The sequence below is a fragment of the Luteitalea pratensis genome, from assembly GCF_001618865.1.
Lineage (GTDB): Bacteria > Acidobacteriota > Vicinamibacteria > Vicinamibacterales > Vicinamibacteraceae > Luteitalea > Luteitalea pratensis.
The window spans coordinates 2,755,376-2,771,973 of sequence record NZ_CP015136.1; the positions used below are offsets into that span (position 1 = coordinate 2,755,376).

Annotated in this window: 14 protein-coding genes; 8 read left to right on the top strand and 6 right to left on the bottom strand. The window is 69.1% G+C overall.

Features of this window, described 5'->3' with window-relative positions; translation table 11 throughout:
- Positions 1-2: 2 nt before the first annotated feature.
- Entirely contained in the window at positions 3-4,277 is a 4,275-nt protein-coding gene (locus LuPra_RS11325) for a glucoamylase family protein (RefSeq protein ID WP_110170838.1), read from the top strand.
- Here LuPra_RS11325 and LuPra_RS11330 read toward each other — a convergent pair.
- A complete protein-coding gene (locus tag LuPra_RS11330; protein ID WP_157899018.1) occupies positions 4,274-4,432 on the bottom strand; it encodes a Mov34/MPN/PAD-1 family protein in 159 nt (52 codons plus the stop codon). The two genes, LuPra_RS11325 and LuPra_RS11330, sit on opposite strands and share 4 nt — an antisense overlap.
- Positions 4,429-5,370 (bottom strand): PLP-dependent cysteine synthase family protein, encoded by a 942-nt coding sequence (locus tag LuPra_RS11335; RefSeq protein ID WP_110170840.1) that lies wholly within the window; start codon positions 5,368-5,370, stop codon positions 4,429-4,431. The genes LuPra_RS11330 and LuPra_RS11335 overlap by 4 nt, the downstream gene beginning before the upstream one ends.
- Positions 5,371-5,601: 231 nt before the next feature.
- Between LuPra_RS11335 and LuPra_RS11340 the strand changes: the two genes are divergently transcribed.
- Both LuPra_RS11340 and LuPra_RS11345 read left to right on the top strand, forming a co-directional pair.
- Complete coding sequence (locus LuPra_RS11340) at positions 5,602-6,882, top strand: RidA family protein (RefSeq protein ID WP_110170841.1); 1,281 nt, start codon at positions 5,602-5,604, stop codon at positions 6,880-6,882.
- Positions 6,883-7,040: 158 nt separating this feature from the next.
- Positions 7,041-9,392 (top strand): DUF7133 domain-containing protein, encoded by a 2,352-nt coding sequence (locus tag LuPra_RS11345; RefSeq protein ID WP_157899019.1) that lies wholly within the window; start codon positions 7,041-7,043, stop codon positions 9,390-9,392.
- Positions 9,393-9,459: 67 nt separating this feature from the next.
- Here the strand turns inward: LuPra_RS11345 and LuPra_RS11350 are convergent, their stop codons facing one another.
- On the bottom strand, positions 9,460-11,319 hold the full coding sequence (locus LuPra_RS11350) for a glycosyltransferase family 4 protein (RefSeq protein WP_110170843.1): 1,860 nt from the start codon (positions 11,317-11,319) through the stop codon (positions 9,460-9,462).
- A 206-nt stretch (positions 11,320-11,525) separates the two neighbouring features.
- On the opposite strand from LuPra_RS11350, the gene LuPra_RS11355 reads away from it, so the two are divergent.
- Genes LuPra_RS11355 through LuPra_RS11375 form a run of 5 tightly spaced genes read left to right on the top strand, consistent with a single transcriptional unit; the run spans position 11,526 to position 15,027 of the window.
- Positions 11,526-12,350 carry a DUF2092 domain-containing protein gene (locus tag LuPra_RS11355; protein WP_157899020.1) on the top strand — a complete coding sequence of 275 codons (825 nt, stop codon included), beginning with the start codon at positions 11,526-11,528 and terminating at the stop codon, positions 12,348-12,350.
- Positions 12,351-12,374: 24 nt separating this feature from the next.
- A complete protein-coding gene (locus tag LuPra_RS11360; RefSeq protein WP_110170845.1) occupies positions 12,375-13,118 on the top strand; it encodes a DUF6515 family protein in 744 nt (247 codons plus the stop codon).
- Entirely contained in the window at positions 13,115-13,540 is a 426-nt protein-coding gene (locus tag LuPra_RS11365) for a hypothetical protein (RefSeq protein ID WP_110170846.1), read from the top strand. The genes LuPra_RS11360 and LuPra_RS11365 overlap by 4 nt, the downstream gene beginning before the upstream one ends.
- Complete coding sequence (locus LuPra_RS11370) at positions 13,527-14,405, top strand: hypothetical protein (protein WP_110170847.1); 879 nt, start codon at positions 13,527-13,529, stop codon at positions 14,403-14,405. The genes LuPra_RS11365 and LuPra_RS11370 overlap by 14 nt, the downstream gene beginning before the upstream one ends.
- A gap of 19 nt (positions 14,406-14,424) precedes the next feature.
- Complete coding sequence (locus LuPra_RS11375; RefSeq protein WP_110170848.1) at positions 14,425-15,027, top strand: DUF502 domain-containing protein; 603 nt, start codon at positions 14,425-14,427, stop codon at positions 15,025-15,027.
- A gap of 43 nt (positions 15,028-15,070) precedes the next feature.
- On the opposite strand, the gene LuPra_RS11380 is transcribed toward LuPra_RS11375, so the two are convergent.
- From LuPra_RS11380 to LuPra_RS11390, 3 genes are read right to left on the bottom strand one after another with little or no spacing between them, the layout of a single operon-like run.
- A complete protein-coding gene (locus LuPra_RS11380; RefSeq protein WP_162271360.1) occupies positions 15,071-15,457 on the bottom strand; it encodes an FtsX-like permease family protein in 387 nt (128 codons plus the stop codon).
- On the bottom strand, positions 15,385-16,185 hold the full coding sequence (locus LuPra_RS11385; RefSeq protein WP_110170850.1) for a permease prefix domain 1-containing protein: 801 nt from the start codon (positions 16,183-16,185) through the stop codon (positions 15,385-15,387). Before LuPra_RS11385 ends, LuPra_RS11380 begins: the two co-directional genes overlap by 73 nt.
- Before the next feature lie 2 nt (positions 16,186-16,187).
- Complete coding sequence (locus LuPra_RS11390) at positions 16,188-16,523, bottom strand: PadR family transcriptional regulator (protein WP_237050901.1); 336 nt, start codon at positions 16,521-16,523, stop codon at positions 16,188-16,190.
- Positions 16,524-16,598 lie beyond the last annotated feature (75 nt).

Consider the following 16,598-nt stretch of genomic DNA (forward strand, 5'->3'; position numbering starts at 1 on the left):
CCATGAAGATGCATGAGCCTGCCGTCGACCCACGGGTCACCAGCCGGGTTGCGGCGTGCATCGGCATCGTGCCTGGTGGTGATGCCCGCATCGACCTGCAGGCGTGCCGGCGGGTCGGCCGGGAGGCGGCGCTGGCGTTGCCCGAGGCACGACGAGGTCACGGCAGGGCGAGCCAGATCCGGCGTCTGACTGCGCGTCTTCGGGTGCACCTGAAGTCCGCCATGGCGCGGACCTACGCCTCGGCTGACGTGCGCACGTGGCTCACCGAGAACGCGCGCCTGCTCGCCTCGGCCGAAAGCGAGGCCCGCGACTTCCTCTGGAACTCGCACGACTATCCGTCGGTGTCGTACGCGGGCGCCGAGCGACCGCGCGTGAGTGTGCTCGCTGCCGGTTATCTCGACGATGCGGCGAAGGCCGGCTTCAGCGAGGAGGGCCTCGCGGCCTTCCTTCGCGGCGCGCAGGACGCACACGACCTGCAGCTCGGCGAACTATGGGCGGTGCGCGGAGCGCTGATGCTCGAACTGCTGCACCGGGTCGTCGAGGCTGCCGCCGACGTGGACGAAGCGCGGCTGCCGCTCTTGATCGACAGCATCCGCCGTATTGGCGACGCGAACTGGAAGCAGCTGTTCGCCGCGGTCAGCGTCGTCGATGGCGTACTGGTGGCCGACCCGTCGGGCGCCTACGCGGCCATGGACGACGGCAGCCGGGACGCCTATCGCCACGTGGTGTCCCACCTGGCGCGTCACGGGTCCGCAAGCGAGCGTGAGGTTGCGGAGGCAGCCGTGTGCCTCGCCGATGCGGTGGCCGACGCCCAGGCGCCGGGCGTGATCGATGCCGGGACGCGGCGCACCCACGTCGGGTACTACCTGGTGGACGACGGCCTGCCGGCGCTCAAGACTCTCGTCGGCTACCGCGCTCCGTTGCTTCGGCGCGTCGCCGACGTGGTGACCAGCGCCCCGGCCGGGTTCTACCTGGGAGGCGTCAGCCTCGTGACGCTGGCGATCGTCGTGTCGACGCTCGACCTGATCGACGCCCCGGCCACGATCTGGGTGGCCTTCCTGCTCCTGCTGCTGCCGGCGATGCAGGCGGCGGTCGAATTCGTCAACGCGCTCGTGCCCGCCGTGACGCGCCCGCGGGGCGTGCCCAAACTCGACTTCTCGAAAGGCATCCCGCCCGACTGCGAGACGATGGTCGCGGTGCCTGCGCTGCTGCTGAACGAGCAGCACGTGCACGAGTTGGTGATGGACCTCGAGATTCGGTACCTCGCCAACCGCGACCCGCAGCTCTACTTCGCGCTCCTGAGCGACTCGGTGGACGCCGTCGACAGTGCTGGTGCCGCGTGCGAGCCCCTCGTGCCCCTGGCAATCTCCCTGATCGACGGCCTGAATGCGCGGTATGGCACCGCGGGACGGACACCGTTCTACCTGTTCCATCGGCACCGTGTGTACAACGCGTCGGAGCAGCGGTGGATGGGATGGGAGCGCAAGCGCGGCAAGCTACTGGACCTGAACCGGCTGCTGCGGGGCGGATACGACAGCTTCCCGGTGAAGGTGGGCAACCTCGACGTGTTGCCGCGCATCCGTTACGTGATCACGCTCGACAGCGACACGCAGCTGCCGCGCGAGGCCGCGCACCGCCTGATCGGCGCGCTCGCGCATCCGCTGAACCGGGCCGTGATCGATCACGCCAGCCAGCAGGTTGTCGAAGGCTACGGCATCCTGCAGCCGCGCATCGGCATCAGCACGCAGTCGGCGTCGCGCAGTTGGTTGGCGCGGCTGCTGTCGGGACAGACCGGCATCGATATCTACACGCGGGCGATTTCCGACCCGTACCAGGATCTGTTCGGTGAAGGCAGTTACACCGGCAAGGGCATCTACGACGTCGACGCGTTCCATGCCGTGCTCGAACAGCGCTTCCCGGAAAACGCGCTCCTCAGTCACGACCTCATCGAAGGCATCGTGGCGCGGGCCGCGCTGGTGTCCGACATCGAGCTGATCGACGACTACCCGACGCACTTCAGCGCCTACAGCCGACGCAAGCACCGCTGGATGCGTGGCGACTGGCAGATCCTCCGCTGGCTGATGCCGCGCGTGCCGGACGGCCTCGGCCGCATGGTCGAGAACCACTTCAACGCCATCTCGCGCTGGAAGATTCTCGACAACCTGCGCCGCAGCCTCCTCGAGCCCGCGATGGTGTTGCTGTTGCTCGCCGGCTGGTTCGTGCTGCGTGGTGGTGCGGGACTGTGGACGGCCCTGAGCATCGCGATGCTGCTGCTGCCCGTGTACGCCGGACTGGCTGTCTCGCTGCTGCGCGCGCCGTGGGGACGCACCGGATTCCTGCGATGGTGCGCAAGCACCCTGCGTTCGTTCGCCCGCCAGCATCTGATGGTCATGCTGACGCTGACCTTCCTGCTGTACGACGCCCTGCTCGCGCTCGATGCCATCGTGCGGTCGCTGTCGCGCGTGTTCGTGACCAGGAAGCGACTGCTCGAATGGGAAACCGCGGCGGAGACACGCAACGCCAGCGGGCCGAAGCGAGCAGCCGACGCCTACCTCGACTGGTCGCCGGCGATCGTCCTGACCCTGCTGGCCGCCCTGGTCGCCATTCGTCCGTCATCGGTGCCGGCCGCCTCGCCGGTGCTGGCGCTCTGGTTCTGCGCCCGCCCGCTCGCCGCCTGGCTCAGTCGCGCGCCCGGCAACGGCCGCGTCGCCGTGTCGGCAGACGACGAGGCGTGGCTGCGCACGCAGGCGTGGCGCATGTGGCGCTACTTTCGCGAGTTCAGCACCGCGGGACGCAACTGGCTCATCCCGGATCACGTGCGCGAGGATGGCGTCGCGGCCGAACGGCTCTCGCCGACCAATCTCGGCTTCCTGCTGAACGCCCGCGTCGCGGCGGTACACCTGGGCCAGCTCACGGTCGAGGAGTTCGCGCGCGAGACCCGGTTGACCCTCGACGGCATGCGCAAGCTGCCCCTGATCCGCGGCCACGTGCCCAACTGGACCGACGTCGAGACCTGCCGCGTGCTGGACCCGATGTTCGTCTCCACTGTCGACAGCGGCAACCTCGTGGCGAGCCTGTGGACACTGAAGCAGGCGGCGACGACGTTCGCACGGGAGGCGCCGCCAGCGGATCGGCTCTGGGGCGGCATTCGTGATCTGGCCCGGCTCCTTGCCAGCACGAGCCATCCGGGCGCACACGCGCTCGCGGAACGCGTGTTGCGCGTGGACGGAGCGTGGGCGTCGGCGTTGCCGCAGCTCGAAGAGTTGGCGCGCCATTTCGCAGCGGACGTGACGGCTCTCGAAGTCAGTGCGAATTCGGGCGACGACGTGTCCTGGTGGGCGGTGGAGCTCGTCGAGCGCCTGGCGCAGGCACGTGCGTGGATGTCGGCGGGGCTCACGCCGGCGACACGCGCGGACCTCGAGGCCATCGCCGAGCAGGTGGATCAGTACGTCGGCGCGATGGACTTCGCCTTCCTGTACAACCTGCGCAAGAAGACGCTCTCGGTCGGCTACGACGCGGCGATCGCCGCCCTCGCCAGCTCTACGTATGACCTGCTGGCGTCTGAGGCACGGATTGCGGCCTTCGTGGCCATCGCGAAAGGCGATGTTCCGCAGGACAGCTGGTTCCACCTTGGACGCACGCACGTCGCATCGCGGCGTACCCGGGTGCTCGCCTCGTGGACGGGCACGATGTTCGAGTACCTCATGCCAGCGATCTGGATGCGTCACTACCCGCGCACACTCATGCAGGACAGCATGAAGGCGATCGTGCGGCTGCAGCAGGCGTTCACGCGCTCACGCAACCTGCCCTGGGGCGTGTCCGAATCCGGATTCGTCGGGCCAGGCGGCCACGAGTACGGCTATGCCGCGTTCGGCCTGCCGGACGTCGCGCTCAATCCGCGCAACGGCCGGGCGCTCGTCATCTCGCCGTACTCGTCGTTCCTGGCGCTGCTGATCGACGTTCGCGGCAGCCTGCGCAACCTGCGCCGCATCGAGCGCCTCGGCTGGGCCGGCGTGTACGGGCTGTACGAGGCGGTGGACGTCAGCTACGGGGAGCCGTTACCGGTGCGCGCCTGGATGGCGCACCACCAGGGCATGAGCCTGCTGGCGGTCTGCAACGTCCTCTGCGACAACGTCCTGCAGCAGCATTTCCACGCAGAGCCACAGGTGCTGGCCACGGAGCTGCTGCTCCACGAGCGTGTACCGACGCTCGCCATCGCCGATCTCGAGGAGTGGCTGGTCCCACCGCGACCGATGGGTGAGGAGACCGCGGTCTAGCGGCCCCGCGCAGCGTCGTCTGCAAGGCCTTCGATGACGATCGTGGTCCCGTCGTCGGAGAAGCGCCCCAGCATCAACCCGCAACATTCCTCGGCGGGATCGGATTCGGCGTGGCGGGCGATCGCAGAACCATGCGCGTCCGGCGGGACGATCACCGTACGTCTCCAGTCCAGAATTGCTCACTCAGGTAACGGCTGCCCGTGTCGCAGAGGATGGTCACGACGACGGATCCAGGCGGCAGCGTGCGTGCGAGGCGCACAGCCGCGTAGACGTTGGCCCCGGCGCTGACTCCGACCAGCAACCCCTCCTCGCGGGCGAGGCGTCGCGCCATGTCCTGCGCCTCATGACTGCCGACGACCACCTCTTCATCGGCCACCGAGGCGTCGTAGATCCCGGGCACGACCGCGCTCGCCATGTGTTTCATGCCCTCCAGGCCGTGCAGCGGCATGTCTGGCTGCATCGAGATGCACCGGATGCGCGCGTCGTACTCCTTGAGGCGGCGTGCCGTGCCGATGAACGTCCCCGAGGTGCCGAGCCCGGCGATGAAGTGTGTGACGCGCCCGCCGGTCTGCTCCCAGATCTCGACGCCGGTGTGATCGAAGTGGGCCCGCCAGTTGGCGGGGTTGTTGTACTGGTCGGGATAGAAATAGCGATCCGGAGACTGTGCCACCAGCCGCCGCGCTTCCTTCTGCGCACCATCGGTGCCAGACAGTGGGTCGGTGTCGATGACCTCGCAGCCGTGGATCCGCAGGATGCGCTTGCGCTCGGGGCTCGCGTTGGACGGCAGGCAGATGGTGACCGGATAGCCGAGGGCCGCGCCGATCATCGCGTAGGCAATCCCCGTGTTGCCGCTGGTGGCGTCGAGGATCATCTTGCCAGGCGCCATGGCTCCGGAACGGAGCCCCTCGAGCGTCATCCCCAGGGCTGCACGATCCTTCACGGATCCGCTGGGGTTGAGGTGCTCGGCCTTGGCATGGACCTCGACGCCATCGGGCACGCCGTCGCCCATGCCTCCGACACGCGTCAGGCGGAGGAGCGGCGTGTTTCCGATGTGGTCCAGGATGCTGCCACCCTGCGTAGGCCCAGTCGTCATCGGCGGCGTGCGATGCCTGCGCGTCCATCGTCGTGAGCGGTCGCGCTGCTACGGAAAGCGACCAGCGTTGCTCGGCTTCGGTGTGTCATCGGCGGCGGTTGTGTCCGGCTGACGGACGTGCAGGTCACGCACACGGCAGCGCTCGCGAAGCACTTTACTGTATGGCGAGCAGGAGCGGCGTGCGGGCCCTGAACTCGGTGGGACGTTGGCTCACGCTAGACTGCAACCACGATGGACATGTCTGCCGGATTCGGACCGCCCCACGCCAGGCTCGTGTCGGCCGGCCTCGTCCTGGCCGTCTGCAGCGGCGGCATCCCGGCATCGGCGCAAGGGGAGACCCGCATGACGTCCCCGGCATCGCACCAGGCATCCACCAGGGCGGGGGGTGTCCGCCTGCGCGCCATCGAGGCAGATCCCCGCAGCGGCCGTGCCGCCGCAGTGGTGGTCGAGGAGGGCGCGCTCGTGCATTCGGCCCTCCTGTACCCGCTGGATGCGCAGTCCCGTCTGCAGGGCGCCGGCGATGCCTACGCGCAAGCCACCTACGTGCTCGGCAGCCTCGACACGGCAGTTCGGGCTGCCGGCACCGGGCTCGATCGGCTCGCCCGATTGCACGTGTACGTGGCGGACGCCTCGGTCACGGCAGCAGTCGACCGGCTGCTCGCCGAGCGCTTCAATGGCGCCGCGGCGCCCGCCGTGACGATCGTCGAATCGCGAATGCCGCACGCCGGTGTGCTCGTGGCGATGGATGCCGTCGCGGCGACGGCCCGCACCACCGTCGGGGCGTCGGAGCGGATCTCGGTCGCCGGGCTGCGGCCGACGGTGGGTGCCGGGGCGCACGTCGCAGTGCAGCCCGAGGGCCCCTTCGTCATTGTCTCGGGCCGCGCCGCACCCGGCGAGTTCGAGCCCGCCGTTCGCGCGACGATGGAGCAGCTGCGCGCCGACCTGCAGGGTGTCGGCCTCGGACTCGATCACGTCGTCCAGGTGAAGGCGTTCCTCGGCAACATGGCGCGAGCCGAACAACTGCAGCAGCTCGTCGCCGGCGCGTTCCAGGGAACAGCCCCGCCGCAGGTGGTCACCGAATGGCGCGACGCGTCGCTGCCCGTCGAGATCGAAGTCGTGGCCGCTGCGCCGGGCGCCGTGGGCGCCGGTGAGCGTGTGTCCTTCGTGGAACCCATCCTGTCGCGGTACAGCCGCGTCGCTCGCGTCTTTGCGGGCCGGCCCATTTTCGTGTCCGGCCTGACCGGCGCCTCGGCCGACCCGGCCGCGCAGGTCCGCGAGGTGTTCGACGAGCTGCGCCGGCTCCTCACGGCCGCCGGCAGCGACGTGCGCCACCTTGTGAAAGCCACGTATTACGTATCGGACAAGGCAGCCGACCAGGAAATCAACACGATCCGCCCGTCGGTCTACGAGGCGGCGCGTCCGCCGGCTGCCTCCAAGATCTCGGTGCAGGGCACGGGACGACCGGGGAAGGGCACGGTCATCGACATGATTGCCGTGACGACAGGGCGATGAACGGCGCAACACGGCCGCGAAGAGGGCCAGGTAGGGCCGGCTCTCCGAGCCCGGCCGTCTCGTCGCCGATGCGTCGAGCAAGCTCGACGCCTACGCAAACCGCCCACGAAACCGTCCGAAACATCCGCCACGCGCTCATCCGACGCGGCGCCGCCCTCGTGGTCGGTCTGCTTGCCGCGGTTGCCTGGGTGCCTGGCGGACTCGGGGCACAAGTGGGCGATCGAGCCAGTATCGACACCGCACCGCCCCCTGCCCACTGGAAGATTCCTCCTGCCCCGGTGCGCTCGCCCGACGAGTCGATGCGCATGATGGACCTGCAGCCAGGATTCCGCATCGAGCTCGTGGCTTCGGAACCGCTCGTGCAGGATCCGATTGCGTTCGCTTTCGATCATCGGAACCAGCTGTGGGTGCTCGAGTGGCCGTCCTACAACTGGCCCCTCCATGACGTGCTGCCGGGCCTCGAGCCGCAGCCGACGCCGGTCAGCCGGCTCGTGGTCCTGAAGGACACCGACGGCGATGGGCGCATGGACACGCGGACGGTGTTTGCGCAGATGGACTGGCCGCGGGGCATCCAGCTCGTGGATGGCGGCGTGCTCGTCTTCGCGCTGCCGGAGATCGTGGTCCTGCGCGATACCGATGGCGACGACAAGGCCGACCTCCGCGAGGTATTGCAAGGCGGACTCCCGATTCCGGTCAACCCGCACCTGGCGCCGAGCAGCCCGTCATGGACCCTCGACAACTGGACCTACGGCCTGCAGGTGGACCAGCGTCTGCGGCTGGCCGGAGACACCACTCTCAAGGTGCCGTCGGGCCGTCTCGCGGGTCAGTGGGGCATGTCGCACGACGACTTCGGGCGCCTGTTCTTCAGCTACAACCAGGATCACATCCGCGGCAGTCTCGTTCCCGCGGCTTACGCGACCCGCAATCCCCACTACACGGCATCGGCTGGCGTGGACGTGCGTGTCGGCATGGACAACGACGTCTGGCCGCACGCGATCACGCCTGGCGTCAACCGGCGCGCGCAACTGCGCGACGACGGCCGACTGGCGGCGTTCACGGCGAACGCGGCGCCCTCGGTCTATCGCGGGGATCAGTTCCCGGAGGCGTACCGCGGCAACGTGTTTGTCGGTGAGTCCGCGGGCCGGCTGATTCGCCGCTCGGTCCTGACCGAACGGGACGGCATCATCACCGGCAAGAACGCCTACGCCGAGCGCGAGTTCCTGTTCTCGCACGACGAGCGCTTTCGCCCGGTCTTCAGCGCCACCGGACCCGACGGCGCGTTGTACGTGGCCGACATGTACCGCGGCATCATCGAAGGCCACATTTTCATGACGACGTTCCTGCGCAACCAGATCGTGGAGCGCGGCCTGCAGCACCCCTTTGGCGGCATGGGCCGCATCTACCGCATCGTCCATGAAGGTCGGCCGCTCGGCACACTGCCGACGATTGCGCCTGGGAATGTCGCCGCGTGGGTGCCCGTGCTTGCGCATCCCAACGGCCACTGGCGCGACATGGCGCAGCGAATGCTCGTCGCCTCGCGCTCGAAGGCGGTCGTGCCGGCGGTGCGTACGCTGGCGATGTCGCACGAGGACCCGCGCGTCCGCCTGCACGGGCTCTGGACGCTGGAGGGGCTCGGAGGCGCGGACGACGACCTGGTGCGCGCGCGCCTGACTGACACATCGCCACACGTCCGTATCGCGGCGTTGCGCGTCGCGGAGGGACGGCTGCCGGCCGCCGCCATGCGACGGGCCGTGATGGCATTGGCCGACGACTCGGACGTGTCGGTCCGTCGCCAGGTGCTCTACACGCTCGGAGCGTCGGACGCGTCCGATGTGGGCGACGCGCGGATGCGCCTGTTGCGCCGCGACGTGGCGGCGCCGTTCGTGATCGACGCCTTCATGAGCGGCCTGGCGGGACGCGAGGCGCAGACGCTCGACACGGTCGTGCGATCGCCATCGTGGGCATCGGATCGCCCGGAGCATCGCGCGCTCGTGACGGCCCTGGCGACGGCGATCAGCAACGAAGGACGAGCCGAGCAGGTCGCTGCGCTGCGTCGGCTGTCATCGGAGTCCAACGCTGGTGTGCCGTGGCAGCGGGAGGCCGTGCTCGAGGGCGTGCAGGCGTCCAACCGCGCCCGCCAGCCTGCCACGACCGCGGCGCCACCCCGCGACGCGGCAACGGCCGCGCTCGTCGAGCAGGGCCGGGCGGCCTACGCCCTCTGTGCTGCGTGTCATCAGGCCGACGGCCGCGGACTGCCATCACTCGCCCCGCCGCTCGCCGGCAGTCCCAGGGTCACCGGACCGCCCGATGCCCTTGTCGACATCGTCCTGCGTGGCCGCGACGAGGACCCGGCGTACCCGAGCATGCCGCCGCTGGCGGCACTGCCGGACGACCAGTTGTCGGCCATCCTGACGTACGTCCGCCAGGCGTGGGGCAACGCGGCGCCAGCAATTTCTGCCGACGCCGTGCGCGCGCGTCGCGGATCTGCGACCGGGGCCATGCGGCCCTGATTGCTGAATACAGCCGCCGCCCGCCAACCTGAAGGTCGGCGGCTACGCCAGATGTCGGCGTCGACCTTCAGGTCGACGCTCGCGCCAGGTCGCGCCACAACGCGAGGAGACGCTCCGCCGTGTTGCGCGCGTCGAACGTGCTCTCCACCTTCCGCCGCCCGCCGACGGCGAACCGCTCGCGCTCGCCGAGTGCCTCGACGATGCGTGCAGCGACCACGGCCGGTGCGTCACTGCCGTCAAACAGCAACCCCTCGTCACGCGATTCGTCGACGATGCACGCGTACCCGGCCGAGCGGCGCGCCACGAGCAGGCATCCCGCGGCCAGCGCCTCGAGGCCAACCATGCCGAGCGCCTCGTTCCTCGATCCCACCAGCACCACGTCAGCGTGCGCATACAGGGCGTGGATGGGATGCGTGAACGACCGCCACGTCGCCGTCAGTGGCGGTGCGGCGGCCAGGACGTCGGCCGTGAACGCGTCGCAATACGCCGGGTCGTGTCCACACGAGCCGACGACCAGCAGGTCGCATGGCACGAGCGCCGCGAGCGCTCTCGAGATGTCGAGCACCTGAGTTGTCCCTTTCTCGGGCTCGATCCGCCCGACGCACAGGCAGCGCACTCGGCCATCCGCCGGGCGGCCGTACGCGACAGGAACACGTGCCTGCAGATCGATGCCGTCGGCGATGTGCTCCACCCGCGCCGACGGTCCGAGTCGTGCCGCGATGCGCTGCTGGAGATGGGGCGCGACGGCGACGATGGCATCGGCAAAGGCGAATGCCGGCTGAAACCGCTCCAGTTCGTTCAGCCGCACATGCTGGACGATCCGTGTCCCACGCGCGAACGCGACGGGTGCCCACGTGCTGCCCTCGGCACCGTCGAAGTGGATCACGTCGGGACGCACCGTGTGGAGCGCTTCGAGGAACACCGCCGCATCCCGGGCGCTGCGCGGCCCCATGCCGTCAGTGGTCTGCCATGTCGTGAAACCCCGCGCGTCCAGGAGGCGCCTGAGGGCGGTGTCGCGGCCGCAGACAAACGCAATGTCATCGGCGGGCAATGCGGTCAACATCTCCTCCCACGCCGCGTTGGCACCCGACTGGTACATGGCCGGGACGGTCACGAGCACGGACCGCCGCCGATCCATGCCGTCGCACGTGGCGGGGCCGCGCGCGCGCCGCAGCCGCTCCCGGTCGCGAGCGCGATCCTCGTCGTGCGCGCGAAGGGCAGCGGCGAGCCGAGAACGGGAGTCGAGCTCGAGCAGCGGCGCCGCCGGCCACTCCTTCCACGCAGATCCGTCGAGCGCCTCCGCAAGCGCGCGATCCGGCCAGCCCACGTCCTCGGGTGCCAGGCGCGCGACGGCCAGCGGGACTTCGCGGACCGAGAGCCCGAGCCGCCGCAGGCGTTCGATGGCCTGGGGGATGGTCACGGCCCCGGCGACCGCCCCGGCGGCCTCCGCCATCGCATGCGCGCGGGCACTTGCGACGTAGAAGACCTCGGGCGGGACACCGTCCACCATGGCGACGTCCAACTGCGCCTGGCGGGCGCGCTCGAGCGTGGCGCGGAGCACATCAGCTGGCAGCAGCAGGGCTGCTGGACGCAGGACCGTCATCAGCGCCCCGCGTGGGAGCGCCAGCGCGCGCAACCGCTTCGCGTCCGTGAAGAACGGACTGGCGACCACCTCCACGCCGTCAGGCGACAGCGATGTCCGCGACGCGACCCGGTCGGTGCCCGGAACACACCGGCTCACGCGCACGCGCTGTCGCGGCCAGCAGGCGTGCACGCCGGCGGTGATGCGTGCGAGTACCTGCGGGTCCGCCGGGTCCGCCCCGGCGTAGCCATGGCGATCGGAGGAATCGAGAAGCAGGACGATGCAACTGCGGCCAGGCTTGCGCGTCGACCTGCGGCGATGTTCGATGTCTAGCTCTTGGTCCAATAGTCCCGTCAGCCCCCATTCGGTAGGCTACCGCCACATTCAGGGTTTCGGCTCCACGACTTCGCGGACGCCAACGCCCAGGCAGGCGTGGGCCCCATCAGACGTGTGCTGCGGCGGCCGACGCATTCTGTTCGCGGCGGGTTCCCTACGCGGCGACGTGGACTCAGGCGATGCAGCCATTTGCACGCCCATCAACGGGAGCCAGCATGGACACATTCCTCGGCAGCGTCCGCGCACGAACCGGCGTCGCGCTTGCCGCCTGTCTCGCGAGCCTGCTCGTTGCGGGCTGCTCACGAGAGCCCGCGACACCGGAAGCGAAGAAACAGCGCGGCGACGAGATCGTCAAGCGCATGAGCGACCATCTGGCTCAGGCCAAGACGTTCACGGTCGAGACCGCCGACACGCGCAAGCGTTCGCGCGGTGGCAAGGAGATCACGGTACACACCAAGCGCCAGGTCACGGTGCGACGACCCGATCGACTCGCGTTGCGCATCACCGGCGACATGAACCTGCGTGGCTGGTACGACGGCAGCAAGCTGACACTCGTCTCGGATCCGCAGAAGGTGTGGGCTCGCGCCAACGCCGCCGCCACCATCGACGAGACCCTCGATCGCATGGCCGACCACCTCGCCATGCCGGTTCCACTGGCCGACTTCCTGTACAGCTCGCCATACGACGCCCTGATCGGCACGAAATCCACCGGTGGCTATGTTGGCAGCGAGACGGTCGAAGGCGTCGCGTGCGCCCATGTGGCTTACAAGCACCCCGCGGTCGACTGGGATCTGTGGGTCGCCGAGACGGGCGATCCGGTGCCCAGGAAGTTCGTGATCACGAACAAGACGGCGACGCGCGCGAGGACGACCGAAGTGACGTTCGACAAGTGGACGTTCGGCGCCGAAGCCACGGATGCGACGTTCACCCCTGAGGTACCCGCCGGCTACGAGCGGATCCAGATCGTGGTCGGCGCGCCCACGACACCTGCGCCGACGGCCACGCAGGCGCCGACCGCGTCTGGCGCACCGAAGCAGTAGCGTGAGTAACGCCCGGAGGTCACGATGACAGCACGATCGAATACCAGGAAGTGGCCCCGCGCAGCGGTCGCGGCGGGGCTGGGCGTACTGCTGGCGATGCAGACCTCGGCTGGCCTCATGGCGCAGGCGCGCGCAGCGCGCCGTGGCGGTGCCGTGCAGACCGACGAGGGCGGTGCAGCGGTGGGGCGGCGCGGCGCAGCGGTGAAGACCGACGAGGGCGCCGCAGCGGTCGGCCGGCGCGGCGCTGCCGTGAAGACCGAAGAGGGCGTGCAAACCGTACACCGCGGCTATGCCGCTCCCGCCGCGCGCGGCGGCGTGGCGGTCGGCGAGGAGGCGGCGGTCGCCGTGGGCCGTCGCGGCGCCGTGGTCGTCGGGGAAGAAGGTGCGGCGAGGGCTGGACGCTACCACTACAGCGGTGGCGTCGCCGTGTACGAGGATAACGACGCGTGGAAGACGGCCGCAGGTATCGCGATCGGCGTCGCTGGCGGCATCGCGATCGGCACGCTTCTCTCCAAGCCTCCGGCGCAGGCCGCCCCAGTCACGGTCAACAACAACAATTACTACTACGACAGCGGCTCGTACTACACGAAGGCCATGCACGAGGGAGAGGTGGTCTACCAGGTCGTGGAGCCGCCGGCTGGCGCAGTGGTCCCGACCCTGCCCGCTGGCTGCACGTCGGTCAACAAGGGTGGCACCGCCTACTCGCAGTGCGGGACGACCTACTACCAGAAGGTGTCCAACGGGTATCAGGTCGCCACGCCGAAGTGAGCCTGGTGCATGAGCGCTGGTGGGCGGCGATCCCGGCCGTCCTGCTGACCGTCGTTGCGACGACACAGATCATCCTCACCCGCGTGACGATGCTGAGCCCGTGGAAGGGAGGTGGCTTCGGGATGTTCTCGACGCTTGACGGACGGCCGTTCCGCTACGCTCGCCTGTTCGTCCGCGCGTCCGAGCGATCCGAGGAACTCACGGTGCCACCGTCGCTCGAGGACCTGACGGTCGCGGTCGAGATCCTCCCGGGTGAACCTCAGTTGGAGCGCCTGGCGCGTGCGGTGGTGGCACGCGAGCGCAGGCAGGGCCGACCCGCCGACGAGGTACGAATCGAGGTCTGGCGCGTCGAGTTCGCCGCAGGCTCACTGATGCCGCGGGATCGGCTGCTGCGGCGACACGAATTCCGTGCGGCTCCGTAGCTGGGTCACCTGTCCGGGACCGACCGGTCCGATTCACGTCGCACTGCGTCTCACCCTGATCTGGCTGCTGCTCCGTCCGATGGGACCGTGGTACGTGCGCGCGCCGCTGCTCCTGCTGTCGATGCTCGGACTTGTCTCCGGGCCATGGCTGCGGGCGCCGGCGGTCTGGTTGGCCATGGCCTTCCTCGTCGCTGTCCGGGTGTTCCTCGAGTGGCCGCTGCCCGACAATCACATCTACCTGCTCGCGTATTGGTGTCTTGGCATTGCACTGGCGCTGAGGTTCGAGAGTCCTGCGAGCCAGTTGGCACGTACCGGTCGCCTGCTGCTCGGCATCGTGTTCGCGTTCGCGGTGCTCTGGAAGGCGGTGTTGTCGCCCGACTATCGCGACGGCCGCTTTTTTGCCGTGACCATGTTGACCGACGATCGCTTTGCCGACGCCGTGCAGCTCCTGGGCGGGATCAGCGACGCGCAACTGCGGGAGAACCGTGACTACCTCACGCCGCTTCCGGGCGGCGCTGAGTTGCTGGAGCCCAAGGTGCTGCAGGCACCGGGTCGCTTTCGCGCGCTGGTGCTCGTCGCGACGTGGGGGACGCTCGCGATGGAGAGCCTGGCCGCCGCCCTCTGGCTGGCGCCGGTCACTCGGCCGGCGCTGCTCACCGCCAGGCACGGTATCGTTGTGCTGTTCTGCCTGACCACGTATGCGTTCGCGCCAGTCGCCGGGTTCGGCTGGCTGCTGATCGTCCTCGGCCTGAGCAACTGCGGCCCGCGCGACCGCTGGTCGAAGGCCGTGTACGTGGCGACTTACGCGACGGTGTTGTTGTATGCCGAGGTGCCGTGGGCCGCACTGGTGCTGGGAGGACTGTGATCATGGGAGGACCTGACGCATGAAGGCAGCACGCGAGTTCGTCGTGAACACGCTGGTCGGTGGCATCTTCATCGTCGTGCCCGTCTACCTAGCGATCGTGCTGCTGCTGAAGGGCATGCAGTCAGCGGCGCGCCTGGTGAAGCCGTTCGCGGCGATGGTGCCTGACTGGTTGCCGGCCGAGACATTCTTCTCGCTCCTGCTGGTCCTGCTGGCCTGCTTCCTGGTAGGTGCGGCCGTGCGGACGAAGGCGGGGCGGGCGATTCGAGAAAAGATGGAGAAGGTGTTCTTCGAGCGGCTTCCCGGCTACGGCCTGCTGCGCAGTCTCACCCAGCGGCTGGCCGGGGACACCGAAGAGAGCGCGTGGCAGCCGGCCTTGTCAGAGATCGAGGATGCGCTGGTCCCCTCGTTCATCATCGAAGAACTTGCCGACGGACGCTACACGGTGTTCGTGCCATCCATCCCGACACCGTTTGCCGGGGCCGTCTACGTCCTTGCGCGGGAACGCGTGCATCCCGTCGACGTGCCGTTCACACAGGCGGTCAGAACCATCTCTCGATGGGGGTCGGGATCGGGCGAGATGGTAGCCGCCATGCGAAGCCCGACGTCAGGCCCCACCGCCTGAGCACGCGTATTCGTGGCGCGATCGTCGTGTCGACCGGTCGCGCCTACTCGACCCGAAGCGCGTCCACCGGACTCACCGTCGCGGCGCGCCAGCCGGGCAACAGTGCCGCCGCGAGCCCGACCACCGCGAGCACGCCGCTGGCCAGGAGGATCATTCGGGCGTTGAAGGGGCTCGCTCCGAACAGTTGGGCCTCGATCCATCGTCCCAACGCCCACGTCGCCGGGATGGCCATGGACATACCCAGAGCCAGCATGACCACGGCGTCACGCGTGACCAGCCACAGCGCGGCGGCCGGCGTTGCGCCAAGCGCGAGTCGCACCCCGATTTCCGGGGTGCGTTGCGTGACGACGAACGACATCACCCCGTAGAGCCCCACCACCGACAGCAGCAACGCGATCGCGCCGAAACTGCCTGACAGCGTCGCCAGCAATCGCTCCATCCGCAGCGACCGCTCGATCTGTTGTCGCGCCAGTACGCATGCGAGAGCACGACCACCGGACGCGTCCCGGGCGGCTCATCGTCGGAGCGGTCGAAGAGCCGGCCCGTGGCGGGATGTGCGCCGAGGACCTGGAAGTAGGAGCCGGACACGATCTCGGCCCGCACCTGTTCGCGCTCGCGCCCCATCGACAGGGCCACCATGGTCGGATGCCTGCAGAGCACGCCGTCGAAGACCTGGACCTGCTCGGACAATTCGCGGCAGAGCGGATAGGACACCAGCGCGCCGCTGCCCCATTTCCCGGTGAGGTCGCTGCCCGTCCACGCCAGTCGCACGAGCTGCCCGGGCTCGGGGACGGCCAGCACGCGCAGCAGGATCCGATCGACCAGCGAGAAGAGCGCCGCGTTGGCGCCGATGCCGATGGCGAGCGAGAGTATGGCAGTGGCCGTGAAGACCGGGCTTCGGCGCAGCGCGCGGACGCCGTAGCGCATGTCGCGGCCGAGGTCGTCGAGCCAGCGCCAGAACCACGCGTCACGGACCTCCTCCTGGACCTGGGTCACGCTGCCGAACTCGAGCCCGGCGCGTCGCCGTGCGTCGGCGACGTCCACGCCGGACTGCACCAGGTCATCGACGCGTCGTTCGATGTGGTCCGCCAACTCACGCGCCAACTCGTGCTCGAGCCGGCGCCGCTGCCACGGCAGGAGGTTCAGCAGTCTCGCCATCGCTAATTACCCGCCTCGAAGATGAGTCGCACCGCTTCGGTCAGGCGGCCCCACGATTCCTTCTCGAGAACCAGTTGCTTGCGTCCGGTCCGCGTCAGCACGTAGAACTTGGCGTCGCGCCCGGCATCGGACTGGCGCCACTCCGACTCGAGCCAGCCCTTCTGCTCGAGCCGGTGCAGGGCAGGGTAGAGCGACCCCTGGTTGACCTGCACGACCGCACGCGAGATCTGCAGCAGCCGCTGCGCGATGGCGTAGCCGTGTGCCGGCTCCAGCGCCAGCACCTGCAGGATCAACATGTCGAGTGTCCCTTGCGGGATCGGGAATCGTGATGGGGGCACGTCCGTTGTTGCCTCAACCTTCGACACATATGGTGGCAGGGAATCAGGACCTGTCAACCCGGCGCCGGGCCGGCC

Coding starts and splice junctions, on each gene's coding strand:
- LuPra_RS11325 (WP_110170838.1), top strand. CDS start 3: ATGAAGATGCATGAGCCTGCCGTCGACCCACGGGTCACCAGCCGGGTT.
- LuPra_RS11335 (WP_110170840.1), bottom strand. CDS start 5,370: ATGACGACTGGGCCTACGCAGGGTGGCAGCATCCTGGACCACATCGGA.
- LuPra_RS11340 (WP_110170841.1), top strand. CDS start 5,602: ATGGACATGTCTGCCGGATTCGGACCGCCCCACGCCAGGCTCGTGTCG.
- LuPra_RS11355 (WP_157899020.1), top strand. CDS start 11,526: ATGGACACATTCCTCGGCAGCGTCCGCGCACGAACCGGCGTCGCGCTT.
- LuPra_RS11360 (WP_110170845.1), top strand. CDS start 12,375: ATGACAGCACGATCGAATACCAGGAAGTGGCCCCGCGCAGCGGTCGCG.
- LuPra_RS11375 (WP_110170848.1), top strand. CDS start 14,425: ATGAAGGCAGCACGCGAGTTCGTCGTGAACACGCTGGTCGGTGGCATC.
- LuPra_RS11385 (WP_110170850.1), bottom strand. CDS start 16,185: ATGGCGAGACTGCTGAACCTCCTGCCGTGGCAGCGGCGCCGGCTCGAG.